The sequence below is a fragment of the Streptomyces sp. NPDC102462 genome (assembly GCF_044765425.1).
Classification (GTDB): Bacteria; Actinomycetota; Actinomycetes; order Streptomycetales; family Streptomycetaceae; genus Streptomyces.
In genome coordinates this window covers 1-24,916 of the sequence record NZ_JBIWKB010000042.1, presented here as the reverse complement: position 1 = coordinate 24,916, position 24,916 = coordinate 1, and the positions used below count along the sequence as shown (strand labels likewise).

The following is a 24,916-nucleotide window of genomic DNA, read 5'->3' as shown; positions in this document are numbered from 1 at the left end:
CGGAAGCGTGCCGTACGACTCGTTTGACCTTGACATGTGCGTCAAGGTTGCAGGCTTGAGCCATGAACGACTCCGCCCTCTGGCACACCGAATTCGGCGACGGCACACCGATCGTCCTGATCCACGGCTACACCATCGATCACCGGCTGCTCCTGCCGCTGGAACCCGCCTTCACCGGCCGGTCCGGCTGGCGCAGGCTGTACCCCGACCTGCCCGGGCACGGCAACAGTCCGCGCCTGTCCGGCCCGACGTCGGCGGCCACGATGGCCGACGCCGTCATCGACTGGATCCGCGCCACCGTCGGCGACCGGCCCTTCGCCGTTCTCGGGCAGTCCTTCGGCGGGCAGATCGCCCGCGCCGTGACCGCGCGCTTCGGTGAGCAGGTGCTCGGCTCCGCGCTGCTCGTTCCCGTCGTCCGCTGGGGCGCCGAACGTACCCTGCCCGACAGCACCGTGGTCGAGCGCGACGACGCACTCCTTGCCCGCCTCGCCCACGAAGAGGACCTTCAACTGTTCCGTGCCGTGATGGCCCGCCACACCGAGGAGAGCTGGGCTCTCTTCGAGGAGCACATCCTCCCCGGCTGGCGGGTGCACGACCGCCGTGCCGCCGCCGAACTCGACGCGGACTTCCTCCTGCCGCAGTGGCCCGAGAGCCCGGGCGTGGTCCACCACGGCCGGCATCTTCTGCTCACCACACGTCAGGACGCCCTCGTGGGCTGGCGTGACCAGCTTGCCCTGCTCGACCACTACCCCCGCATGACCGCTGTGGTCCTCGACGGCGCCGGTCACAACCCGCAGGTCGAGTGCGCACCCGCGGTCCGTGAGGTGATCGGAGGCTGGCTCGACACCCTTCCGCGACCGAACTGAAGGCCGCGCGGGTCCGGGGGGTTATCCGTGTGCTCGCGGTCCTGCGCATGGCGTACACTGGTGGAACACCGACGCGGGGTGGAGCAGCTCGGTAGCTCGCTGGGCTCATAACCCAGAGGTCGCAGGTTCAAATCCTGTCCCCGCTACTGAAGGCTCAGGGCCGGAATCCAGTACATGGATTCCGGCCCTGAGTTTTTTCCGCCCACGGTGACGCGGCTCGCTCACGGATACGCGACCCGCTCACGGTCACGAGCCCACCGTCACGAGCGGTGATCGGACGACCGCCCTCCGCATAACAACTGACACACCGTCAAGTCCCATGGGTTGCCCGAGTTTCCGTGCGCCAGGGGCCAACTCGCCCGGTTTTCGCCGGTCATGGGCGGTAAATTCCCGTCCGAAAGCGTTAACGATCAAGTGGAACGGCTTGGAATCTGCCCGCCGGGTCTATTAACGTTCGATAACGCAGCGCGGTCGTCCCAGCCGTCACAAGAGGCGGCTCCGTGCTCACGCGCCGAATCCCGCAAGGGAACCGGGGAACCACCACCTTGGGGTGAATCACGCGGACACCGCCGTGGAGACACGGCCGGTATACGCGCGTAGGAGACCTTCCTGCTCCGAACCCGTCAGCTAACCCGGTAGGCGGAGGAAGGAAAGGAGCACGCCCGAGTGGCGTCCAACCGGCCCGCCCCACAAGCCCCGTTCGCGCCGAGCCAGTACGGCACCGAGACCTTCGGCTACGGCACCTACCGCACCGACGAGGGCCCCTGGGAGGAGTGGAACCCCACCGAGGACTCCATCCGCCCGCTGCGCGGCCGGCACCGCGTCGCCAAGCAGCGTGGCGGCGGCGGACTCGCCCGCAGCTCCGCGGTCCTCGGCGTCGGCGTGATAGCCGCCGTCGGCGCGGGGGGCATGGCGAGCGCCAACACCGGCAAGCCGCCGGTGTCCATCTCCATGCCCGACCTGCCCTCCGTCGGCTCCCTGCTCGGCGACGGCGCCGGCGCCCAGGCCACCAAGGGCTCCGCGACCGCCCTGAGCAGCGTCGGCGTGACCGAGGCCGACAGCGCCGAGGGCACCGCCGACGCCGGCGAGGCGCTGCGCAACCGCATCATGGCCCAGGCCGAGCAGCAGCAGGGCCAGGCCGAGACCAAGGCCGTCGCCGCGGCCGTGTCCGCCGCCGACCAGGAGGTCGCCGACGCGGCGGCCAAGGCGGAGAAGGAGGCCGCGGCCCGCGCCGCCGCCGCCAAGGAGAAGGCGGAGGCCGCCGCCAAGAAGAAGGCCGAGGAGGCGCGGCTGGCCGCGCTGGCCAAGCAGTACACCCTGCCGACCTCCTCGTACACGGTCACCGGCACCTTCGGCCAGGCCGGCTCCATGTGGTCCTCCGGCTACCACACCGGCCTCGACTTCGCCGCCCCCACGGGCACACTGATCAAGGCCGTCCACACCGGCACGATCACCGAGGCGGGCTGGGCCGGCTCCTACGGCTACCGCACGATCCTCACCCTGGACGACGGCACCGAGCTGTGGTTCTGCCACCAGTCGTCGATCAGCGTCAGCGTCGGGCAGAAGGTCAACACCGGGGACGTCATCGGCCGCGTGGGCGCCACGGGCAACGTCACCGGACCCCACCTCCACCTGGAGGTCCACTCCGGCGGCGCGTCCAGCGGCATCGACCCGATGGCCTGGCTGCGCGGCAAGGGCCTCAACCCCTGACCCAGACGCCAAGGGCCTCAACCCCTGACCCCCCCGGCACATCCCCGCACACCCCCCGGTTCCCCGGCGGTCCTGGCGCCCATCCCCCCGACGTCAGGGCTGCCGGTCCGGTGTTTGCACGGTCTTTGCGTACGGCGCTGGAATCGAGGCTTCCGGCGGGCGCGTTGAACCCGAGTATGACTTCCCTTCGACAACTGGGCCCCTCCGATCTTGAGGTCTTCCCGCTCGCCCTCGGCGGCAACGTCTTCGGCTGGAGCGCCGACGAGCCCACGTCCTTCGCCGTCCTCGACGCCTACACGGCCGCCGGCGGCAACCTCATCGACACCGCCGACTCCTACTCGGCATGGGTCGAGGGCAACAAGGGCGGCGAGTCCGAGACGATCATCGGCAAGTGGGTCAAGGCGCGCGGCAACCGCTCGGACGTCCTGATCGCCACCAAGGTCAGCCAGCATCCCGACTACCCGGGACTGTCCGCCGCCAACATCAAGGCCGCGGCGGACGCCTCGCTGCGCCGGCTCGGCACCGACCACATCGACCTCTACTACACGCACTACGACAAGCCGGACGTGCCGGTCGAGGAGATCATCGGCGCGCTCGACGCACTGGTGCGGGCCGGCAAGGTGCGGCACATCGCCGCGTCCAACATCAGCGCGGAGCGGCTACAGGCGTCCCTTGACTTCTCCGACCGCGAGGGCCTGGCCCGGTACGTGGCGCTCCAGCCGCACTACAACCTGGTCTCACGCGACACCTACGAGGGCCCGCTCCAGGACGTCGCCGCCCGCGCCGGCCTCGCCGCGCTCCCGTACTACTCCCTGGCCGCCGGCTTCCTCACCGGCAAGTACCGCCCCGGTACGACCGTGGACAGCGTGCGGGCCGGGGGCGCGGCCAAGCACCTGCGGAGCGAGCGCGGCCAGAAGGTCCTCACGGCCCTGGACGAGATCGCCGCCGCCCACGGTGTCGCCGTGCCCAGCGTGGCACTGGCGTGGCTCGCGGCCCAGCCGACGGTGGTCGCCCCCATCGCCTCGGCCCGGACGGTGGACCAGCTCCCGGCCCTGCTCGCCGCGGCCGACCTGACCCTGACGCAAGAGGAGACCGACCGCCTCACCCAGGCATCGTCCTGACTCCACGCCCCCCTGCCGGCGTTCGGGGGGCTTCGCGGTGGGGTGGCTCGGGTCGGCGTCCAGGGTTATGACCGGTAAGGGTTGTACGTCGGGTACGACACCGTCGGATGGGCGGGGGGCGGCACCGAGTAGCCGTACGGCGTCGGTGCGCCGGGACCCGGCCACGTCGGCGCGTTCGACCGGGCCGCGTACTCCAGAGCCGGCCGTGCCACCTCCCGCCGCTGCCACAGCTCGGCCAGCAACTCCCGCTCCCGTACGACGAAGTCCGCGCCCGCCCGTCCCCGCCGGCCGCGCTGCCGCAGGAACGCCAGGGACGTCGCGTACGCCTCGTACTGGGCCACCACCCGCGCCGCCTGCTTGCCGAGGTGGTGACCGGCGTAGTCCCGGGCCAGCCGCCGCGCCCCCATCGAGCCCAGCGCGAACGGCTCCGCGGGCCCCAGCCAGCCCGCGAACACATACGCCGGCAACTCCTCCCGCACCATCCGCAGCTCGCGCTGCCGGGTCCAGATCGCCAGCCAGGTCAGCAGCCCGAACGCGGGCACCATGAACGCGCCGTACACGGCGAAGAACCCGTACTCGCCGAAGGTGGACGAGCCGTTCCAGAACGCGTGCATGCCCATGGCCAGCAGCAGCCCGCACAGCGGCAGCAGGACCCGCCGCGCGGGCCCGCGGTCCGCGGCGCGCGCGGCGACGCCGAAGCCGATGCCGGTCAGAACGGTGAAGAGGGGGTGCGCGAACGGGGACATGATGACGCGCACGAAGAAGGTGGCGGCGGTGACGGAGGCGATGCCGCGGTCGCCGGTGAGCTGGTCCGTGCCGAAGGCCGTACCGAGGTAGAGGATGTTCTCGGTGAAGGCGAACCCGGTGGCGGTGACCCCCGCTATCACCACCCCGTCGACGATCCCGGTGAAGTCGCGCCGGCGGAAGAGGAAGACCAGGAGGACGGCCGCGGCCTTGGCCGTCTCCTCCACGACGGGCGCTATGACCGTGGCGCCGAGGGTGTCCGCGCTGGTCGGATCCGCCGTCGTCGTGGCTATCCATCGCGTGGCGAAGCTGTTGGCGACGATGGCTATCAGCGCGGCCGCGCACGCACCCCAGGCGAACGCGAACAGCAGGTTGCGCCAGGGTCCGGGCTCGACCCGGTCGAGCCACCGGAAGGCCGCCAGGAGCAGCGGCACCGGCAGCACGGCGAGCCCCAGGCCGACCAGGAACCCCTCCGTGCCGGTCTGCTCGCGCACCAGCGCCAGGATGACCAGCCCGGAGACCGCGAGCAGGATGATCAGCGCTCCGTAGCGCACCCATCCGCGCTGCCACCAGCGCACGGCCCGGAACGGGCGGTCACCCGCGTCGGCGGGGTACGTCGGGTACGGGGAGGAGGTGGCCACGGCATCGACCCTAACGATCACCTGACGATGGATCCGGTGGGGGAACCGCTGTCATCGCCGTTCTGGCTGCTGCCCCCGGTGCGGTACGCGGCGGAAGAGCAGATCGTTCACGACATGACCCTTGTCCAGTCCCTGGGCCTCGAAACGGGTCAGCGGCCGGAACCCGGGACGCGGCGCGAAACCGCCGTCCGGCCGGGTGTTCTCGAAGTCCGGGTGTGCGGTCAGCACGTCGAGCATCTGCCCGGCGTACGGCTCCCAGTCCGTCGCGCAGTGCACGAGCGCACCGGGCCTGAGCCGGGAGGCGGCCAGCGTGAGGAACTCCGGCTGGATCAGCCGGCGCTTGTGGTGCCGCTTCTTGGGCCAGGGGTCGGGGAAGTAGACGCGCAGCCCGTCGAGCGAGTCGGGGCGCAGCATCTCGCGGAGCAGGATGATGGCGTCCCCGTTCGCCACCCGGATGTTGGACAGCCCCATCCGGTCGGCCAGATTGAGCAGGTTGCCCTGTCCCGGGGTGTGCACGTCCCCGGCGAGGATGTTGACCTCGGGGTCCGCGGCGGCCATCTGCGCGGTGGCCTCGCCCATGCCGAAGCCGATCTCCAGCACCACGGGCCGTTCGTTGCCGAACAGCTCCTCCAGGTCGACGGTCCGCTGTCCGTCGATGTCCAGGCCCCACTTGGGCCACAGCCGCTGCAACGCGTCCGCCTGCCCCGTGGTCACCCGGCTGCGGCGCGGCTGGAAGCTCCGGATCCGCCGCTCGAAGTGCGAGCCGGCGGGGTCGGCCCGGGGACCGTCCGGGAACCGCGGCTCACCCTTGGCCCGGGTGTGCCGGATGGAGACGCCCGGGGCATGCGGGTGCGGCAGCTCACCCGGGGTGGCCGGGTGGGCGCCAGGGGTTTCGGGTGTGTTCACGGAGTCAGCCACAGTGACTCGATTTTATGTGCTCCCCAACAAACCAAACGGCCCCCCAACACCGGCACCGCGTCAAGCGCCCCTGCACAGGACCGCTCACACACCCCGCCAAACAACGCCCACCCCACACTCGGCACGCAGCTCCCCACCCCACCACCTGCAACGCTCCTCCCTGCCCCCCAGGTCCGTCGGGTCGGTCGCGCCTGAGGGTTCTTGCTCCTGCCCGTCGACCGCAGGTTCGCCCGGTGGGCCCCGGTCCGTCCCCGTCCCGTGGGTTCCGGCTCGTCCCCGACGGCTCTCGTTCCTGCCCGACCGTCCAGGTCCGCCCCCGTCCCCGACCACCCCAGGTTCGTCCCGTCGGTCGCGGCTCGCGCCTGAGGGTTCTTGCTCCTGGCCGTCGGCCGTAGGTTCGCCCTGTGGGCCCCGGCCCGTCCCCGACGGCCCCGCTCATGCCCGACCGCCACAGGTTCGCCCCGTCGGCCCCCGCTCCTCCCTGTCGGTCGCGGCCTGTCCCCGACGCCCTCGGCTCCTGCCCGACCGCCCCAGGTCTGCCCCGTCGGTCGCGGCTCCTCGCCGACCGCCCCAGGTCCGCCCAGACCGCCCGACACCGTCCAGGCCGTCCCGGAACCTTCCTGGCCGTCCAGGGCCCTCCCGGCTGCCCTCGGTCCTTCCTGGCGTTCGGGAGCGTCCCGGCCGCCCCGGGCCTCCTGGTCATCCGGAGCCGCCCCGTGTCCGGCACTTTTCCCGGCGGCCCCCGGGTCTTTCCGGTTGTCCCCGGGGCCTCCCCGACCGCTCTCTGTCCGTCCTGGCCGCTCGGCCCCTCCCCGCCCCCGGGTCCGTCCTCGCTGTCCCGGGCCCCCGGTCGCCGGGGTTTCCCGGTCGGGTTTGCGGGGGCTGGGGTTTCCCCGGTCGGCCGGGCGCGTTCGGAGCGGCGGAGGGGGCGTCACACGGCGTCGAGGGCGGTCAGCGCCCTGTGGGCCACCTCTCTTCCGATCGGCAGGCAGGCGGTGGCCGCGGGCGACGGCGCGTTGAGCACATGGATCGCCCGCGGCCCCTCGCGGAGCAGGAAGTCGTCCACCAGCGTCCCGTCCCGCAGCAGCGCCTGCGCCCGCACCCCCGCGGCGGCCCGCACCAGGTCGTCCCGCGTCACGGCCGGCAGCAGTCTGCGCACCTCCATGGCGAACGCCCGCTTCGACACCGAGCGGTGGAACTCCCCGGCCCCGTACCGCCAGTGTCTGCGGGCCATGTGCCAGGCGCCGGGCCAGGCCAGCGTCCCGGCCACCTCGCGCGGCCGTACGGTCCCCCAGCCGTACCCCTCCCGGGCCAGCGCCGGGACCGCGTTGGGGCCGATGTGGACGCCGGAGTCGATCCCGCGGGTGAGATGCACCCCGAGGAACGGGAACGCCGGGTTCGGCACCGGATACACCAGACCGCGCACCAGCTCGGGCCGCGCCAGCTCGTAGTACTCCCCCCGGAACGGCACGATCCGCATCCCGGGCTCGTCCCCGGTCAGCCGCGCCACCTCGTCGCAGTGCAGCCCGGCGCAGTTCACCAGCACCCGCCCACGTACGACGCTCCCGGCGGCTGTCAGCACCGCGACACCGCGCTCCGGGCGGCGGTCCACCCGCACCACCCGCGCCCCGTACCGGATCTCCGCCCCGGACGCCCGGGCCAGTTGCCGGGCGACCCCGACGAAGTCGCACACCCCCGTCGTCCCGACGTGTATGGCCGCGAGCCCCCGCACCTCCGGCTCGTACTCCGCGATCTGCGCGGGGCCCAGCTCCCGCACCGGGATGCCGTTCTCCCGGCCGCGTTGCACCAGCGCGTGCAGCCGGGGCAGCTCGGCCCGCTCCGTGGCGACGATCAGCTTGCCGGTGACGGCGTGGGCGATGCCGTACTCCGCGCAGAACTTCACCAGCTCGGCCGCGCCCCGCACCGCGTATCGCGCCTTGAGCGAGCCGGGGCGGTAGTAGATCCCGCTGTGGATGACCCCGCTGTTGCGGCCCGTCTGGTGCCGGGCCGGTCCCGCCTCCTTCTCCAGCACCGTCACCCTGGTGCCCGGTGCGGCACGCGTGATCGCATACGCCGTCGACAGACCGACGATGCCGCCGCCGATCACCAGCACGTCGCAGTCGTACGCGCTTGCCGCCCGCACCCGCACCACCTCCCGCTTCCGATAGTGCACTGCGCCACTGACAGTGACTTCAAACGCAGGCCGGACAGCAGACCTGACAGCCCCGGAGAACCGCGTGAGAACCGCTCACGGAAGGCGCCGCGGACGGCGCCAAGGCCCCGTCCGGCGCATCCGGCGGCGCCTACGCGGGGGCCATCAGCAACGGCCGCGCCCTCTCCCGCAGCTCGACGACCCGTGGCTCGTCCCCGTACGGCTCCAGGCGGTGCAGCAGGTCCTTCACGTACTCCGTCGTCCGTGCGGACGAGATACGCCCGGCGACCTCGACCGCCCGCACCCCCTGCTCGCACGCCGCGTCCAGATTGCCCGATTCCAGTTCGGCGACCGCGGAGACCACGAGCCGGAGGCCGTGCGAGCGCACGAACTCCTCCGTCGGCTTCGACAGCGCCTGTTCGGTGAAGCGGCGGACCTGGCGCGGTGCCTTCAGATCGCGGTAGCACTCGGCGGCGTCGGCGGCGAACCGGTCGTAGGAGTAGAAGCCGAGCCAGGACGGGTCGTTGTCGCCCTCCCGGGACCGCTCCAGCCAGCCCTCGGCCGCCTTCAGGGCCGCGCCGGCGGCCTGCGCGTCACCGGCACGCGCGTGTGCGCGCGCCTCGACCAGGCGGAAGAAACTCATGGTGCGGGCGGTGGCCAGGCCCCGGTTGCGCTCCAGGGCGGCCTGCGCGAGGTCGACGCCCTCGTCGCCGAAGCCCCGGTAGGTCGCCTGGAGGGACATGGAGGCCAGCACGTACCCCCCGAGGGGGACGTCGGCCGCCGCGCGCGCGAGCCGCAGCGCCTGGATGTAGTAGCGCTGCGCGGCCTCCTGTTGCCCGGTGTCGAACGCCATCCAGCCCGCGAGCCGGGTCAGTTCGGCGGAGGCGCCGAACAGGGCGCGGCCGACCTCGTCGGAGTACGAGCCGAGGAGCAGCGGCGCCGCCTCCACCCGCAAGCACTCGGGCACCATGGACGAACGCCAGTCGCCGCCTCCGTACTTGGAGTCCCAGCGCCTGGCGTCCTCCGCGGCCTCCCGCAGCTTCTGCACATCACTATGGCCGACTTTGATCGGTGCCCCGGAGCCCTCGGACGGGTTCGCCTCACGCGCCACCGAACTGTCGGCGGGGGTTATCAGCCAGCGTGAGGCGGGCGTCGCGTAGGCGCTCACGGCGAAGGACCCGGCCAGCGACTGCCAGATGCCGCCGGAGCCGGCCCGCCGCCCGGCGAGGTCGAGGCGGTACAGTTCCGTCGCCGACTTCACCGCCTGGGCGACGTCCCTGGGGAAGGCGAGGCCCACTTCGGGGGCGGGATCCGCGTCCGCCAGGCCGATCTCGTGGAGCGGCACAGGACGGCCGAGCTTCTGGCCGATGGCGGCCGCGATGAGGTGCGGGGCGGCTCCTTGCGGCACCATCCCCTTCGACACCCAGCGCGCCACCGACGTCTTGTCGTAGCGAAGAGTCAACCCGCGTTGGGCGCCAAGGTCGTTGACGCGTCGCGCGAGTCCTGCGTTGCTGATTCCCGCGAGGGCGAGAACGGCGCCGAGCTTTTCGTTCGGCCCGCGTTGCTCCCTGGACATGCGCCACCCCTCGACACAGACGGCTGCCGCGCTGGCATAACCACGCGGCATTCGTAAACCCAGCGTAGTTCGCCGCATCCCAAGCGTTAAGGGGCATTGTTCCGGATGGCGGGATTGTGGTCCGTACGGGAGTGCGGGCCCTGTACGCACCGTGCACGGTGTGCCGCGTCGTGCCCCCGCCGTGTGGCCGTGCGCCCGTCCGTGCGCTCTTCTCCGGCCACCTGGAGAGCGGTTCCATGGGCGGTGCGTGGGTCGGCCCGCTGTACTGGATCCAGTGGGCTGGGGGATACCGCCACCTACATCCCCGCGGGTGGCGGACCGGTCCGGGGGGCGATGCCCGCCTCCCGGACCGTACGCTTCACCGTGTCGCCCGTTGCGTTGCGCAGGGCCTGTACGGAGCGTGTGCGCGCCTGTCCCCGCTCCAGTGAATTGGCTGGAAATCGATCCTGCCTCCCGCGGGTGATTACCCCTCCCACCATGGGAGTTGAGGGCGCGAAGGGCGTTTTCTGGGGAGCGTTTGGGGGCGCATTCGCGTCGCAACCGCCTTGCGCCCTCCAGGGGTTCGCCTCTTCACAGGCGTGCGCGCGTGGCCGCGTTCCCCCGATCGAAGGCGGTGCCACCCTCCCTCCGGGCCGCGTTGTTCATGGCAGCATGGTGAACCGGTTCGTACGGTGCACTGTTTGTCCACAGCCTGTGGAGGCGGCGATGCGGTGGTTGGTGGGATGGAGCAGCACCACCGCGGGTGCCGTCGGTCCCGGCTCCGCCGGCGCCACCGGATACGACGGCGAGACCGTGCATCCGATCGGCTCCCAGCTCCTGTGGGGCGACCCCGATCCGCTGTGGGCGGTCGGCGACTGGCGGCCCGACGAGGTGCGCGTGGTGAAGGCCGACGCGCAGAACCGCATCGCCGTCCTGGGCACCTGCGGAGCCTCCGACGAAGAACTGCGGCTCGGGCTGTTCACCGCGCGCGGGGGCGCACTGCGCCATCTGACCGCGTGGCCGGGCAGCTACACCGCCGTCGTCCAGGTCGGCCGGCGCATCACCGTCTGCGGCGATCTGGCGGGCGCCCGCTCGGTCTTCCACACCCCCTGGGCGGGCGGCACCGCCTACGCCACCGCCGCCCTGCCCCTCGCCGATCTCATCGAGGCCAACCTCGACTTCGGCCACCTCGCGGCCCTGCTCGCCGCCCCCGACGTACCGGCGGCGCTGCACGACTCGACCCCGTACGAGGGCGTGCGGCGGGTTCCGCCGGGGCATGCGCTGATCCTGCGCGCCGGTGCGCGCGAGATCGCCGGGTACGAGCCGGTCGCCTCCCTCGCGGTGGCGGCGCCATCCGCCGACCCGGACAGCGCCGTGGGCGCCGTGCGCGACGCGCTCGTGGAGGCCGTGCGCACCCGTCTCGCCGCGCCCCGGCACGTACCCGGCATCGACCTCGACCCCGGCCCGGTGCCCGGCATGGGGCCCGCCGAACGGCGCGCCGCGCGCGGGATGCCCGTACCGGGCATCGGCGCCGACCTGTCCGGCGGCCCCGCCTCGGGCACCCTCGCGCTGCTGGCGGCCGGCCTCCCGGGCAGGCCCGGCACGCTCCTCGGCCACGGCACGGGCGCGGGCGAGCGCCTGCTGGCCGTCACCTTCAACGACCTCGCCGTCGGCGGCCGGGAGGCCGAACTGGAACGGGCCGGGACGCTCGCGGCCAACCCGCGCCTGCACCACGTGGTGGTGACCGGCGGGGAGGAACTGCTCCCGTACGCCGACCTGGACGGCCCGCTCACCGACGAACCGGGGCCGTCCCTGGTGTCGGCGGCCCGCCACCGCGTGCGGCTGGCCGCGGGCAGCGCCGACCACTTCACCGGCTACGGCGCCCGGCAGGTCCTCGACGCGCACCCGGCGCGCCTCGCGGACCTGCTCATGGACCGCAAGCGGCGCCATCTGGTGCGCCCGGTCGCCGCGCTGGCCAAGGCGGACGGCTCGGTGCTGGTCCCCGCGCGCGTGTACGGCGCGGCACGGCGGCTGGCGCGGACGCCGTACCGGGCCGGCCTGGAGACGCTCGCCGACCGGCTGCTGCGCCGCCGTTTCGAGGACCCCGGAGGTGCGGTCGGCGCGTCCCTGGCCGCGCTCACCTGGGCCAGACCGGGTCCCGCGGCGCGCTGGCTGACCGGGGAGGCACTGGCTGAAGTATCGGTTCTGCTCCAGGGGGCCGCGAACCGCTCCGGAGTCGGCCCCGGGCAGCGTCCCGGCGACTACCGCGCGCGTGCCGCCCTGGCCCGGCACGCCGCCGACCTGCGCGTCCTGGAACAGGCCGCCGAGGTCCGCTCCCAGCGCCTGCACGCGCCGTTCCTCGACAACCAGGTCGTCCGCGCCTGCCGCGCCCTCCCCGAAGCCCTGCGCGTCCAGCCCGGCGCCCGCGCCGAGATCCTTCGTACGGTCCTGGAAGGCGCCGGCGTCACCGGACTCCCGCCCGGCTGGGGCGCCCCCACGCACGCCTCCGCCGCCGCGACCCGCACCGGCCTGCGCGTCGCCGCCGACTCGCTGATCTCCCTGTTCACGACGCCGCTGCTCGCGGAGGCCGGCCTGATCGAGGCCCGCGTGGTCCGCAAGGCGCTGCGCGGGGCGGCGGCAGGCGAACCACTGCCCCTGGACGGCCTCGCCGACCTGGTCTCCCTGGAACTGTGGCTGCGCCGCCTGCTGGCCCGCCGCGGCACATGCTGGACCGGCACCCCCGCCCGCGCCCGCGCCGTCCCCTCGGGCATAGCCCCCAGAAGAGGAGCCCTGACCCCCGGCACCTGACGCCCGCCCACCCCTCGGTGCCGGCCGGGACCGCCACGTCGGCGTCGATGAAACTCGCGTGCCGCCGTCGTGGGACCCGGTGACAATGGCTCGGTGCGGTACGGAATTCTGGGCGTGGCCCAAGCGACGGACGAGGCGGGCGGCACCGTACCCGTCGGCGGCCCCCGCCTCCGCGCGCTTCTCACCGCGCTCGCCCTGCGCCCCGGCCGTGCCGCCACCTCCGAGACCCTGATCGCCGACGTCTGGGCGGACGACCCGCCGCAGGACGCCCCGGCCGCGCTCCAGGCCCTCGTCGGCCGCCTCCGCCGCGCCCTCGGCAGGGACACCGTCGCCGCGGTCCCGGGCGGCTACCGCCTCGAAGCGACCCGCGACGACATCGACCTCTTCCTCTTCGAACGACTGGTGCGCGACGGCACCACCGCCCTGGAATCAGGTGACCCGGCCGCCGCGGAGCGCACCCTCACCAAGGCACTCGCCCTCTGGCGCGGCCCCGCCCTCGCCGACCTTCCCGACCGCACCGCCGCGACCCGTGCCGAGGCCCGCCACCTGGAGGCGGTCCGGACCCGGGCCGAGGCGGCGCTGCGGCTCGGCCGCGCCCACGACCTCGTACCCGAACTGCGCGAGCTGACCTCGGCCCACCCGTACGACGAGTCCCTGCACGCCCTGCTGGTCCGCGCCCTGCGCGACACCGGCCGCGGCGCCGACGCCCTCGCCGCGTACGAGACGGCCCGCCGCACCCTCGCCGACGGCCTCGGCACCGACCCCGGCCGGGAACTCCGCGAACTGCACCGGACGTTGCTGACCCAGAACACCCCCACAGACTCCCCGGCGCGGCGCGCGTCCGCCGCCCTGCCCCGACCACCCGAGCGCGTCGGCAACATCCGCCCCCGCCTGAATTCCTTCGTCGGCCGGGAACCCGAACTGGATGCCGTTCGTTCCCAATTGCACAGGGCCCGCCTCGTCACCCTCACCGGACCGGGCGGCTCGGGAAAGACCCGTCTCGCCGAGGAAGCCGCCGCCGGGCTCCCGCAGGCATGGCTGGTCGAGCTGGCCCCGCTCGACCGGCCGGAGGCGGTGCCAGGCGCGGTGGTCAGCGCGCTCGGTCTGCGCGAGACCGTGCTCATGACCAACGAGCTGGCGGCCCCGCAGGGCGACCCTGTGGCCCTGCTCGTCGAGTACTGCGCCCCGCGTAGCGAACTCCTGATCCTTGACAACTGCGAACACGTCATCGGCGCGGTCGCCGCCCTCGCCGAGACGCTGCTCACCCGCTGCCCGGGGCTCACGATCCTCGCCACCAGCCGTGAACCCCTGGGCGTCCCCGGTGAGTCGGTGCGCCCGGTCGAGCCCCTCGCCCCCGACCAGGCGCGCCGTCTCTTCGCGGAGCGCGCGACCGCCGTCCGTCCCGACGCGGCCGACGCGCTCCGGGACGAGGAGGCGGTCGCCGAGATCTGCCGGCGCCTCGACGGCCTGCCCCTCGCCATCGAGCTGGCCGCCGCCCGGCTGCGGCTGCTGACGCCCCGGCAGATCGCCGACCGCCTCGACGACCGCTTCCGCCTGCTCACCTCCGGAAGCCGCACGGCCCTGCCCCGACAGCAGACCCTGCGCGCCGTCGTGGACTGGTCCTGGGACCTGCTGGACGAGCGGGAGCGTACGACGCTGCGCGAGGTGTCGGTGTTCGCCGGCGGCTGGGACCTCGCGGCGGCCGAGGCCGTGTGCACGGGCCCCGCCGCCGACCTGGTCGGGGCGCTCGTCGACAAGTCCCTGATCGTGGCGGCCCCCACCGGCCGGGACGGCACCGGCCCCATGCGGTACCGCATGCTGGAGACCATCCACGAGTACGCGGCCGAGCGCGCGGCCGAGTCCCCCGAGCGGCGCGTGGCGGTCGAGCGGCGGCATCACGCATGGGTGCGCGCCCTGGTCGAGCGGGCCGAGCCGCTGCTGCGCTCGGCCGGGCAACTCCTCTGGATCGACCGGCTGGAGAGCGAGCACGACAACATCCGCGCTGCGCTCGCGCGCGCGGTGCGCGACGGCCGCGAGGAGGACGCCGGGGCGATCGTCCTCGCCGTCGGCTGGTTCTGGTGGCTGCGCAACCACCGTCTGGAAGCGGCGGATTGGGTGAGGCTGGTGCTGCGGCTGGGGGTCGCCCTGGACGCCGTCGCCGACGGCGCCCCGGCCGCCGAACTGCCCGTGCTGGTCGAGCGCGCCGACCCGGTGGGCGCCTTCCTCGCCGATCCCGACGGTGCGGCCCGGCATCCGCGGCACACCCTGCGCATGGACCTGCGGATGATGTACCTGTTCCTGGTCGCCGAGTCCGGCGCCCCGGACCTCGTCGCGGACGACCGTACCCCCGCCTATGTCGCCCGGGTGCAGGACGCCTTTCGGCACGGCGGCCCCAGGGCGGCCCGTATGCCGGGCCTCGTGTGGCCGCTGACCGCGTCCCACACGGACGCCCGGGCCGACGCGCGGACCACGATGGACGCACTGGTGGCCAACTGCCGTGCGTACGGCGGCGACTGGGAGCTGGGCGTCGCCCTGATGCTGCGCACCCACATGGTCGTCGACTCGCCGGGGAACCTGCGTGGCGTCGACGACGACCTGGCGGAGCTGCGGGTCCTCAGCCGTCGCGTGGGCGACCGTTGGATGCGCGCCCAGGTGTGCGGCGTGGCCGGGGAGGCGGCCCTGGCCCGGGGCCGGTTCGAGGAGGCCAGAAGCGAGTACGAGGAGGCGCTGCGGCTCGCCCACGAGGTGGGCGCCTGGGCCGAGTCGCCGTTCCTCGTGTCCCGGCTCGCCGAGGTCGCCTACAGCTCCGGTGACCGGGCGCGCGCCCTGGCCGCCCTGGACGAGGCCGAGGAGGGCGCCGAACGGTACGGGGTGGCGGACGCGCGGGCGTTCGCTCTGATGCAGCGGGCGTACATCGCGCTGGACGACGACGACACCGCCCGCGCCCGCCGGCTGTGCGACGCCGCCCGCGCGGTCCGCGGCACCCCGCCGCCGCAGTTCACGGCGGCGCTGGACGGGCTCAACGCCCGGGTCACCGCCCAGGAATGGGGTCCTGGGCGCGCGCTGCCGCTCGTGGCGGACGCGCTGCGGGAGGCCGCCGGGCAGGGGTGCGCCGAGACGGTCACCGCGGGCCTCGCGAACATCGGGGCGCAGCTGCTGGCCGCCCTCGGTGATCTGCCGGGCGCGGTCCGGCTGCTCGCCGCCGGCGACCACTGGCGGGCCGGCCGTCCCCGCCCCGTGCCGGAGCGCAGGTGCGCCGAGCAGATCGAGTCCGCCGCCCTGGCGGGTCTGCCTCCGGGCCGCTGCGCGGCCGAGCGCGCCCACGGCGCGTCCCTGACCGTGGGCGATGTCCTGGAGGTCCTGGAGCAGCTGCGGGCGGGCACCCCCGTCACGGGGCCGCCCGCCCCTACCGGCAGCTGAACTTGGAATCCGCCCAGTCCGCCAGCGCCAGGCCGTCCAGGGCGCCGTTGTGCGGTTCGACCACCAGCCGCACGGTCTCGTACCCGGTCAGGTTCACATGTACGGGGACGGCCGGGTCACCGCCCCTGACCAGCCCGGACTTCCACAGCCGCACGCCGTCCGCGTACACGGAGAAGTAGACCTTGCCAAGGCCCAGGGTCAGGTCGTCCACACCGGCCATCGCGTCATAGGCCGAGCACGCGCGGTTGAGGTCGATGGTGACGGAGGACCTGCCGTGCACGGTGACGCCATGCGTGAACCAGAGGTGGTCGATGGACAATCCGGACCGCTGCCACACCCAGCTGCTCCCGGCCAGCCGCATCTCCGGTTTGGTGCCGTCGCCGGTGATGTCGTAGCGCAGATCGCTCCACCGGTACACCGTCGGCGCGGGCGGCGGAGGGGGCGGGGGTGTCGGAGTGGGCGTCGGTGTCGGTGTCGGTGCCGGGGTGCCGGGCGGCGCCGGGGCGGAGGTCGGCGCCGGTTCGGCGGTGCGAGTGGGCCTCGGGGGCTGAGCCGGTGCGGGGTTCGGATCCGGCGTCGGCGACGAGGTGGACCCCGGGGCGGACCCATCGGGCGGCGCAGGCGCCGGGGTCGGCGTCCGGTCCGGCGTCGGCCCGAGACCGGAGACCGGGTCCCTCGGCGCGGGCTTGTCCACGGGCGGTGCCGGTGCCGGCGTCCGCGGGTCCGGCTGCACCACGGACGGGGACGGCGACGCCGACGGCGTGGCCACGTCCCTGGCCGGCTCGCTGTCGTTCACCAGGGCGAGCGCCACCACGGCGACGGCGACCGCCACCATACCCGCCGCGATACCGGCCTTGATCGCTCCGCCCACCCCCTTGGAGACCACCGAGCCGCCGCCCGAGCCGCCGCCCGAGCCGCCGCCCGAGCCACCGCCCGAGGAGCCGCCGCCCGCCGCCGCGGCCGTGCCCGCCGCGCCCACCCCGGCACCACCGGCGATGAGCCCGAGCGCCTTGCCGTACCCGGCGGCGCCGAACCAGCCGATGACCGCGATCGGGACGACGGCGGGGATACCGCCCGCCACCTCCTCGATCTGCGCGGCGGCCAGCCGGCACTTGGCGCACTGCTCCAGATGCCTGCGCATCCCCCGCTCGGCGCGCAGGCGCAGCTTGCGCCGGGCGTAGGTGCCGAGCTGGTCGGCGTAGCGGGCGCACTCCTCGTCGCCGGCGAGGGCGGCGCTGACATGGGCCTGGAGGTAGGCCTGCTTGAGTCCTTCACGGGCGCGGCTGGCCAGCACGCGCGTGCCGTTGGCGTCCAGCCCGAACAGGGTGGCGACGTCGCTCGGCGACTCGTCCTCCACCTCCGTGTGCCACAGCACGGCCTGCCATCGCTCGGGCAGCGAGCGGAACGCCTGCATGGCCATGGACTGCTCGGCCTCGTGCAGCGCCCGCACATCGGCGCCCAGGTCCACGGTGCCGTCCCCGGTCACCTCGGGGGTCCGCGCCGCCTGGGCCGCGAACACCGCGAAGTCGTCGACCAGTTGCTCGCGCCGGGCGGAGTTCGTCCAGTGCGCGGCGACCCGCCGCACGGAGGTGAGCAGATAGGCGCGTACGGCGTGTTCGGGCCCCGCGCCGCCGCGTACCGCCTGGAGCATGCGGGCGAAGACCTCCGCGGTCAGGTCCTCCGCGGTGTGCGCGTCGCGGCAGCAGGTGCGGGCGTAGCGGCGCACCGCGTCGGCGTGCCTGCGGTACAGCTCCTCGTAGGCGCTGTCGTCACCCGAGCGCATCCGCATGACGAGTTCGCCGTCGGCGGGCGGCAGCTCGCGCGGCGGCAGGCCGCTGCCCTCGCGCTGTGCCGGTACGGCACCGTCCACCGGGCCGGCGGGCCCGGACGGCGGGCCGACGGGCCCGGACAGTGGGCCGTCCGCCCGGCCGCCCTGGCTCGGCACCTGCGGCACGGTCAGCCCCTCCGGTTCCGTGCCCCCGGCACCGCGCGACTCGTCCCGCCCCTCAACGCTCATCGTGGAAAGCCCCCGAAGCTGGCGAAGCCCGACCCCATCACCGGGTCAGAGTGCCACACTCGTTCATGTTCGGGCTCACCGGTGCGCGGCATCCACTCGTCCGAGCGGACTTGCCGCCCGTCCGTACTGACGTTCACCCGGCCGGAGGAGACCCAACTGGCCCACTCCGACCGGCACTTGACCACATTGAAGCGCCCCGCTGGACCGCTTGCTCCCTGCCGTCAGCGGGTGCCGCCCTCACACGGGCCGCGACCGCAGCCCCTCCAGCAGGATGTCCAGCAGCCGCGACGAGGCCGCCGCCTGCTGGGCCGCGTCCGGCAGCGAGGGCGCCGCCGTGGCGATCACCAGCAGGACGTCCGACACCGACACGTCCGGCCGCAGCTCGCCCGCCGCGCGCGCCCGCTCCACGAGCTGGCCCACCACGTCGAGCAGCGCCGCCGCCCCCGCGTCATCGGCGACCGTCTGCTCCTCCGGCACCAGCCGCAGCTCGGCCGCGCCCGGCTGGATCCGCTGCTGGGGCACCCGCGTGGCGTCGGCCCCGAGGTCGGCGTCGGCCGGCACCCCGACCTGCAGCACCTGCGGCGGCAGCAGCCGTCCCGCACCCGAGGCCACGGACGTGCGCAGGAAGCGCGAGAGCGCCGACCACGGCTCGTCCTCCTGCCCGAGCGCCGCCCGCGCCTGATCGGTCAGCCGGGACGTTTCCTCTTCGGCTATCCGCCGGACCAGGACGTCCTTGCTCGGGAAACGCCGGTACACCGTGCCGACACCGACCCGCGCCCGCCGCGCCACGTCCTCCATCGGCGCGCCGTACCCCAGCTCGCCGAAGACCTCACGGGCCGCACGCAGCACGTGCTCCAGATTGCGCTGCGCGTCCACCCGCAGCGGCGTCGTCCGCGACCCCTCGGCGCGTCCGTCACCCGTCGCGGCGCCGGCCGGCCCGGCACCGGGCGCGACGGCGGACGCCGATGACCAATGCGTGTCCTGAATATGCATAAGCATTCCCCCGGTTAACGACGTCTCCCCCCGGAGACTCCCCGCCACTGAATCCGAAGTGTTCGGAACGGGCGCCGTGCCACGACCGCGACCGCCCGTCGCGGCCCCGCTCGACCACATCCCCTACACCCCGTCGACACGAACATAGTTGAGCGAGAGTCAATTCAGAAGGGGCAGGTTCCGCACGGAGCGCCCCCCGATCGGAGTACGGGGCACATTCATCCCGATTGCGCACCCCCGCGCCCTCCCGACCGCCCCCGCTGACCTGCCCGCTTGTTCCCCGCGCCGGCGCCCGGGCCGCGCGCGGGCGCACAGGACCGCCGGTCACACAAATTGCCGGGGCTGTGGACAAACACCAGCGCCGGGTGCGTCATGGGATGGTGAAGGAACGTGCGCGCATTCTCGTTGTCGGCGGCGGCTACGTCGGGATGTACACGGCCCTGCGTCTGCAACGGAAGCTGAAACGGGAGCTCAGGCAGGGTGACGTGGAGATCACCGTCGTCACGCCCGATCCCTACATGACGTACCAGCCGTTCCTGCCCGAGGCGGCCGCCGGTTCGATCTCCCCGCGGCACGTCGTCGTACCGCTGCGCCGCGTTCTGGACCGGTGCCACGTCATCGTCGGCGAGGTGACCGCGATCGACCACACCAAGCGCACCGCGACCCTCACCACCCTCGCCACCGAGGAGGAGGGCGGCGGCCCCGGCCACCTCGACTACGACGAACTCGTCCTCGCCCCAGGCTCGGTCTCCCGCACCCTGCCCATCCCCGGTCTCGCCGAGCACGGCATCGGCTTCAAGACCGTCGAGGAGGCCATCAGCCTGCGCAACCACGTCATCGAGCAGATGGACATCGCCTCCTCCACCCGCGATCCGGCCATCCGCGACGCCGCCCTCACCTTCGTCTTCGTCGGCGGCGGCTACGCCGGCGTCGAGGCCATCGCCGAACTGGAGGACATGGCCCGCTACGCCGCGCGCTACTACCACAACCTTCGGCCCGAGGACCTGAAGTGGATCCTCGTGGAGGCATCCGACCGCATCCTCCCCGAGGTCGGCGCCGAGATGGGCCGCTACACCGTCACCGAACTGCGCCGCCGCAACATCCAGGTGCTCCTGGAGACCCGTCTCGAATCCTGCGCCGGCCGAGTCGCCGCACTGAGTGACGGCCAGCGCCTGACGACCCGCACGGTCGTGTGGACCGCGGGCGTCAAACCCCACCCGCTCCTCGTCTCCACCGACCTCCCGCTCACCGGACGCGGCCGGCTGAAGTGCACCGCCCAACTGACCATCGACGGCGCCGACCACGCGTGGGCCGCCGGCGACGCGGCGTCCGTGCCCGACGTCACCGCGGACGCGCGGGGCGCCGAGACGGCCCCCAACGCCCAGCACGCGGTCCGCCAGGCCAGGCTCATCGGCGACAACATCGTCCACACGCTGCGCGGCGAACCGCTGGAGACGTATGCCCATAAATGCGTCGGATCCGTCGCCTCCCTCGGGCTGCACAAGGGCGTCGCCCAGATCTATGGGCGCAGGCTGAAGGGCTACCCTGCCTGGTTCATGCACCGCGTCTACCACCTCAGCAGGGTGCCCACCGTCAACCGAAAGGCCCGGGTGCTCGCCGAATGGACCCTCTCCGGGCTCTTCAAACGGGAGATCGTCTCCCTCGGATCGCTCGAACATCCCCGAGCGGAGTTCGAACTCGCGGCCGGTGGAAAGCCTCATTCCGACCCCTCGGACGACCCGAAGGGGTCGAACTGAGCGGACCGGGGAACTCCACGGCCCGCCCCGGCGTCTGACGGATGTCGCCGCGGTCCGCAGACACTGCCAGACTGCCCCACGACCTCGGACGGGCACCCGCCCGTCCTTCAGCACCCACGAGGCTTCTTCCCAAGTGAACTTCACGCGCTGGAGCGCCCGGCTCCCCGGAACGCAGCGCCGCGCGGCAGCGCGGACCGAGCACGCGGTCCCCCCGGACCGGCGGGGGGAAGGCTCCGTACCCGCGGCCCGCGCCGAACAGCTGACCGACAGTGCGATCCACGTGCCCGCCGTCGACGAACTCGTCGCACGCGAGGTCCTGGACCGCGTCCCGGCCCTCGTCGCCCTGGTGCACGGCAGCGACCATCGCATCGCCTACGTCAACGACGCCTACGTAGCGGCCTTCGGGGTACGGTCCCCGGGCGAACCGGCCCGCGAAGCCCTCCCGGAACTGGCCGAACTGGGCCTGCTGCCCCTCCTCGACCAGGTCCTGCGCAGCGGCAAGCCCCGCACGCTCAAGTCCCGCAAGGCCGTCGACGGCCGCTCCTACACCTTCACCTGCACCCCCGCCGCCGAGCACGGCGACGGCGCGGGCGTGCTCGTGTTCGCCACCGACGTCACCGACCACGCCGAGGCCGCCGAACGCCTCCGCGCCAGCGAACGCCGCCAGCGCGAGACCGCGGTGACCCTGCAGCGCTCACTGCTCCCGCAGGAACTGGAACAACCCGACGACCTGCGCATCGCGGCCACCTATCAGCCCGGCGGCACGGAGGCCGCCGTCGGCGGCGACTGGTACGACGTGATCACCCTGGGCGGCGGCCGCACCGCCCTGGTGATCGGGGACGTGATGGGCCGGGGGGTGCGGGCGGCGGCGGTGATGGGCCAGCTGCGCACGGCGGTCCGCGCCTACGCCCGCCTCGACCTGCCCCCGCACGAGGTCCTGCAACTCCTCGACGGCCTCGCCACCGAGATCGACGCCAACCAGATCGCCACATGCGTCTACGCCGTCCACGACCCCAACGAGGGCCGGCTGGTGTACGCCTCGGCCGGACACCTGCCCATCCTGGTCCGCGACGAAAGCGGCACGGTCCTGCGCACCGACGAACCGACCGGCCCCCCGCTCGGCACCGGCGGCTGGATCCACGCCTCCGGCTCGGTCCCGCTGGGCCCCGGCTCCACGGCGGTCCTCTACACGGACGGACTGGTCGAGCGCCGGGACGAGGACCTGGACGAAGGGATCGCGGCCCTCGAACACGCGCTGGCCGGCGCCACCGGCACCCCCCAGGTGATCTGCGACCGCCTGGTCCGCTCGGCCGGCCTCGCCGCCGACCACGACGACGACGTCGCCGTCCTGGTCCTCCAGCACCCCGCACGCACCGGCGCCGACGGCGAACTCTTCCGCAACGCCGCCCTGGAACTGCTCGGCGGCGTGGAAGCGGCACCACGCGCGCGTGCCTTCGCCTCCGGCGTCCTCACCAGCTGGCGCTTCCCCGCCGACCTGCACGATCTGGGCGTCCTCGCGGCCAGCGAACTGGTCGCCAACTCCCTCCAGCACGGCACCCCGCCCATGCGGCTGCGGCTGCGCCGCACCGACCGCCGCCTCATCGTGGAGGTCACGGACGGCGACGACCACCTCCCCAGGCGCCGCCGCGCGGAACCCGGGGACGAGTCGGGCCGGGGCATCGCCATCGTGGCGACGATCGCCTCCACCTGGGGGTCGCGCAGAACCCCGGGCGGCGGAAAAGCGGTCTGGTGCGAGTTCGTACTGCCCCGCCCGTGAATCGCCGTGACCGCCGTTCCGCGGCGGCCACGGTGCTCAGACGCCGGACGGGCTGGACTGCGCCGATTCGCGCGGACCGGCACCCCGGGCCACCACCCGGCTCCGCGCGGCGAGCCACGGCCGGTCCTGCGCCTGGGTGAGCCCTCGCCCGAGCCGCACCGCGAGCACCGTGATCCCCAGCGAGAACAGCAGGAAAGTCACCACGTACGGTGCGTGCAGCGCGGCCCCCATCGGCCCGCCCACCGCCGGCCCGACCGCCAGCGCGAGCTGCTTCACCAGGGCGAAGGCCGAGTTGTACTGCCCCGCCATGCCGTCCGGTGCGAGATCGGCCACCAGCGGCGCGACGGTCGGCGACAGCATCGCCTCACCCAGCCCGAACAGGGCGTACGTCGACACGAAGGCGGCCGTGGCCATCTCCTGGCTGCCGTGACCCAGTCCCGCGTACCCCGCCGCGAGCCACGCCACGGCCCAGATCAGCCCGACTGCGGCGATCACCCGGGACCGCCTGCGCCGCTCCACGAACCTCAGCACGGCGAACTGCGCCACCACGATCACCGCCGTGTTCGCGGCCAGCGCCGTGCCCAGCGCGGACGTCGAGATCCCGGCGGCCTCCACCCCGTAGGCGCTCAGCCCCGACTCGAACTGCCCGTAGCAGGCGAAGAACAGCACGAAGCCCAGCACGCACAACTGCACCATCGCCCGGTTCCCCAGCAACTGCTTCCAGCTGCCCCGCGCCGACACCTCCGGCGCCTCGCCGACCGGCGGCGCCTGCGGCATCCGCACCGTCGACAGCACCACGACCAGCAGCAGGAACATCGCCGCCTCGATCGCGAACAGCAGCGTGAAGGACGACACGCGCGTGGTGTCGACGAGATGACCGCCGATGAGACCGCCGACGCCGAGCCCCAGGTTCTGCAGGAAGAACTGCGTCGCGAACGCCCGCGACCGCGTCTCGGACGTCGAGCAGTCCACGATCATCGTCGCCAGCGACGGCTGCATCACGGCCTGCCCGGCCCCGAGCGCGATGGCGGCGACCAGCACGGCCGCCGCGTTCGCCGCGAGCCCCAGGCCAAGCGCCCCCAGCGCGGCCGTGACCAGGGCGGCGAGCAGAACCGGCAGCGGGCCGCGCCGCACGATCGCCCGGCCGGCGAACGGCAGCACCAGCAGCGCGGCCACGGCGAAGACGGCGAGGACCATCCCCGCCGTCACGGCACCGAGCCCCCGAACCTGCGCCACATAGACGTACAGATAGGGGACGGTGAAGCCGAGCCCGAACGCGCTGAGCGCGTTGCCCACGTGGATCCGGCGCATCGCTGCGCCCATCGCCCTGGTCACGTTCACCTCTCTCAAGTCGCAAGGAGTCGATCAGCCGAAGGACCCAGCCGTTACAACTGAAGACTTCGAAGATAAATTTCGAAGCTAAAGGCTACACCTCGAAGGACTTCAGACCCAAGCGTCATCGTGCGATACTGCCGACCATGGGCGACACCTCCGACACCACCGGCGCGGGCATCGGCAGCGAGCCGAGCCTCGAAGAGCAGATCGCCGCCTACCAGCGCGAGTTCCAGGACCTCGACCCCCAGGTCGAGAAGGTCGTCTCGGCCCTGTCCCGCCTCAACCGCCGGATGAACGTCGCCTACGGCCGCCAGACCGCCGCCCTCGGCATCAGCAACGCCGAGTGGGAAGTCCTCAAGGCCCTCGTCCTGTCCGGCGCCCCCTACCGCATGGGCCCCAGCGACCTCGCGAAGCGACTCGGCCTGACACCGGCCGCGATGACCCACCGCATCGACCGCATGGTGACGGAGGGCCTTGTCACCCGGGAGCGGGACGAACAGAACCGCGTCCGGGTGATCGTGGAGCTGACCCCCGAGGGCCGCGGGAAGTGGCTGGAGGCCATGCGCCTCGCCTCTGTCTTCGAGGAGGAGCTGCTCCAGGACCTGACGACGGAGGAGCGCGGAGTGCTGGGCGAGGTGCTGACCCGGCTCCTGCGCAGGGTGGAGCACGCCCAGCCGGACGCCGGCGGACGCCTCAGCGACCTGGACTAAAAGATCTTGACAGAGGGGTGTTGACAGCCCCCTGCCCGCCCCGTAAAGTTCTTCGGGTTGCCGCGGGGACGTCATGGTCCCGCGACGACACCTCCCGCCGCAGCAGCGGCACTCAAACCACAAGCACGATCTCCCGAACGGGTGGATTTCGGCGTGCCCGAATTCCTAATCGACTCGTTTCCCGGGACTCGGCGATACCGCTCGGACCGAAGGCCCGATTGGGAATCACCGAGAGGATCCGCTAAGGTTTGGGACGTCGGAACGGCCCAACGACCGGGAAGACAACCCCCTCTGACGGGGAATCGGACTCCGAAAGGGTCTGATAGAGTCGGAAACACCGAAGGGAAGCGCCCGGAGGAAAGCCCGAGAGGGTGAGTACGAAGGAAGCGTCC

15 protein-coding genes, 1 tRNA gene and 1 riboswitch are annotated in these 24,916 nt (G+C 73.2%); of the genes, 9 read left to right on the top strand and 7 right to left on the bottom strand.

The window, feature by feature from the left end; genetic code table 11:
- Window positions 1-62: 62 nt before the first annotated feature.
- The 4 genes from ACIRFL_RS29880 to ACIRFL_RS29865 all read left to right on the top strand — a co-directional run bounded on the left by ACIRFL_RS29880 (window position 63) and on the right by ACIRFL_RS29865 (window position 3,697).
- Entirely contained in the window at window positions 63-866 is an 804-nt protein-coding gene (locus ACIRFL_RS29880; protein ID WP_404034447.1) for an alpha/beta fold hydrolase, read from the top strand.
- A 72-nt stretch (window positions 867-938) separates the two neighbouring features.
- Window positions 939-1,012, top strand: a tRNA-Met gene (locus ACIRFL_RS29875).
- 353 nt (window positions 1,013-1,365) lie between these two features.
- Window positions 1,366-1,525: riboswitch (cyclic di-AMP (ydaO/yuaA leader) on the top strand.
- Window positions 1,526-1,532: 7 nt separating this feature from the next.
- Window positions 1,533-2,576, top strand: a complete 1,044-nt coding sequence (locus ACIRFL_RS29870) for a M23 family metallopeptidase (RefSeq protein WP_404034445.1) — start codon at window positions 1,533-1,535, stop codon at window positions 2,574-2,576.
- Between the two features lie 176 nt (window positions 2,577-2,752).
- Window positions 2,753-3,697, top strand: a complete 945-nt coding sequence (locus tag ACIRFL_RS29865) for an aldo/keto reductase (protein ID WP_404034443.1) — start codon at window positions 2,753-2,755, stop codon at window positions 3,695-3,697.
- Window positions 3,698-3,762: 65 nt separating this feature from the next.
- On the opposite strand, the gene ACIRFL_RS29860 is transcribed toward ACIRFL_RS29865, so the two are convergent.
- The 4 genes from ACIRFL_RS29860 to ACIRFL_RS29845 form a co-directional block, all read right to left on the bottom strand.
- Window positions 3,763-5,082 (bottom strand): PrsW family intramembrane metalloprotease, encoded by a 1,320-nt coding sequence (locus ACIRFL_RS29860; RefSeq protein ID WP_404034441.1) that lies wholly within the window; start codon window positions 5,080-5,082, stop codon window positions 3,763-3,765.
- A 51-nt stretch (window positions 5,083-5,133) separates the two neighbouring features.
- Window positions 5,134-6,000, bottom strand: coding sequence for a tRNA (guanosine(46)-N7)-methyltransferase TrmB (gene trmB, locus ACIRFL_RS29855; RefSeq protein ID WP_404034439.1), 867 nt, complete (start codon window positions 5,998-6,000; stop codon window positions 5,134-5,136).
- A 931-nt stretch (window positions 6,001-6,931) separates the two neighbouring features.
- On the bottom strand, window positions 6,932-8,173 hold the full coding sequence (lhgO, locus tag ACIRFL_RS29850; RefSeq protein WP_404034437.1) for an L-2-hydroxyglutarate oxidase: 1,242 nt from the start codon (window positions 8,171-8,173) through the stop codon (window positions 6,932-6,934).
- Between the two features lie 130 nt (window positions 8,174-8,303).
- Window positions 8,304-9,728: an MFS transporter gene (locus tag ACIRFL_RS29845; RefSeq protein ID WP_404034435.1), complete on the bottom strand. Its 1,425-nt coding sequence runs from the start codon at window positions 9,726-9,728 to the stop codon at window positions 8,304-8,306.
- Between the two features lie 705 nt (window positions 9,729-10,433).
- On the opposite strand from ACIRFL_RS29845, the gene ACIRFL_RS29840 reads away from it, so the two are divergent.
- Together ACIRFL_RS29840 and ACIRFL_RS29835 are read left to right on the top strand one after the other, a co-directional pair.
- Window positions 10,434-12,515 (top strand): asparagine synthase-related protein, encoded by a 2,082-nt coding sequence (locus tag ACIRFL_RS29840; protein WP_404034433.1) that lies wholly within the window; start codon window positions 10,434-10,436, stop codon window positions 12,513-12,515.
- A 93-nt stretch (window positions 12,516-12,608) separates the two neighbouring features.
- Complete coding sequence (locus tag ACIRFL_RS29835) at window positions 12,609-15,935, top strand: BTAD domain-containing putative transcriptional regulator (protein ID WP_404034431.1); 3,327 nt, start codon at window positions 12,609-12,611, stop codon at window positions 15,933-15,935.
- Here the strand turns inward: ACIRFL_RS29835 and ACIRFL_RS29830 are convergent.
- Window positions 15,922-17,952: a sigma-70 family RNA polymerase sigma factor gene (locus ACIRFL_RS29830; RefSeq protein ID WP_404034429.1), complete on the bottom strand. Its 2,031-nt coding sequence runs from the start codon at window positions 17,950-17,952 to the stop codon at window positions 15,922-15,924. The genes ACIRFL_RS29835 and ACIRFL_RS29830 overlap by 14 nt on opposite strands.
- 237 nt (window positions 17,953-18,189) lie before the next feature.
- A complete protein-coding gene (locus ACIRFL_RS29825) occupies window positions 18,190-18,945 on the bottom strand; it encodes a TetR/AcrR family transcriptional regulator (protein ID WP_404034427.1) in 756 nt (251 codons plus the stop codon).
- Between the two features lie 377 nt (window positions 18,946-19,322).
- Here ACIRFL_RS29825 and ACIRFL_RS29820 point away from each other — a divergent pair, with 377 nt between their 5' ends.
- Complete coding sequence (locus tag ACIRFL_RS29820; RefSeq protein WP_404034425.1) at window positions 19,323-20,702, top strand: NAD(P)/FAD-dependent oxidoreductase; 1,380 nt, start codon at window positions 19,323-19,325, stop codon at window positions 20,700-20,702.
- 133 nt (window positions 20,703-20,835) lie between these two features.
- A complete protein-coding gene (locus ACIRFL_RS29815) occupies window positions 20,836-22,479 on the top strand; it encodes a SpoIIE family protein phosphatase (protein ID WP_404034423.1) in 1,644 nt (547 codons plus the stop codon).
- Between the two features lie 36 nt (window positions 22,480-22,515).
- Here ACIRFL_RS29815 and ACIRFL_RS29810 read toward each other — a convergent pair whose 3' ends face one another.
- The gene (locus ACIRFL_RS29810; protein WP_404034421.1) at window positions 22,516-23,814 is read right to left on the bottom strand and encodes an MFS transporter; all 1,299 of its coding nucleotides are present in this window, start codon (window positions 23,812-23,814) and stop codon (window positions 22,516-22,518) included.
- A 143-nt stretch (window positions 23,815-23,957) separates the two neighbouring features.
- Between ACIRFL_RS29810 and ACIRFL_RS29805 the strand changes: the two genes are divergently transcribed.
- Entirely contained in the window at window positions 23,958-24,524 is a 567-nt protein-coding gene (locus ACIRFL_RS29805; RefSeq protein WP_404034419.1) for a MarR family winged helix-turn-helix transcriptional regulator, read from the top strand.
- Window positions 24,525-24,916: the final 392 nt, after the last annotated feature.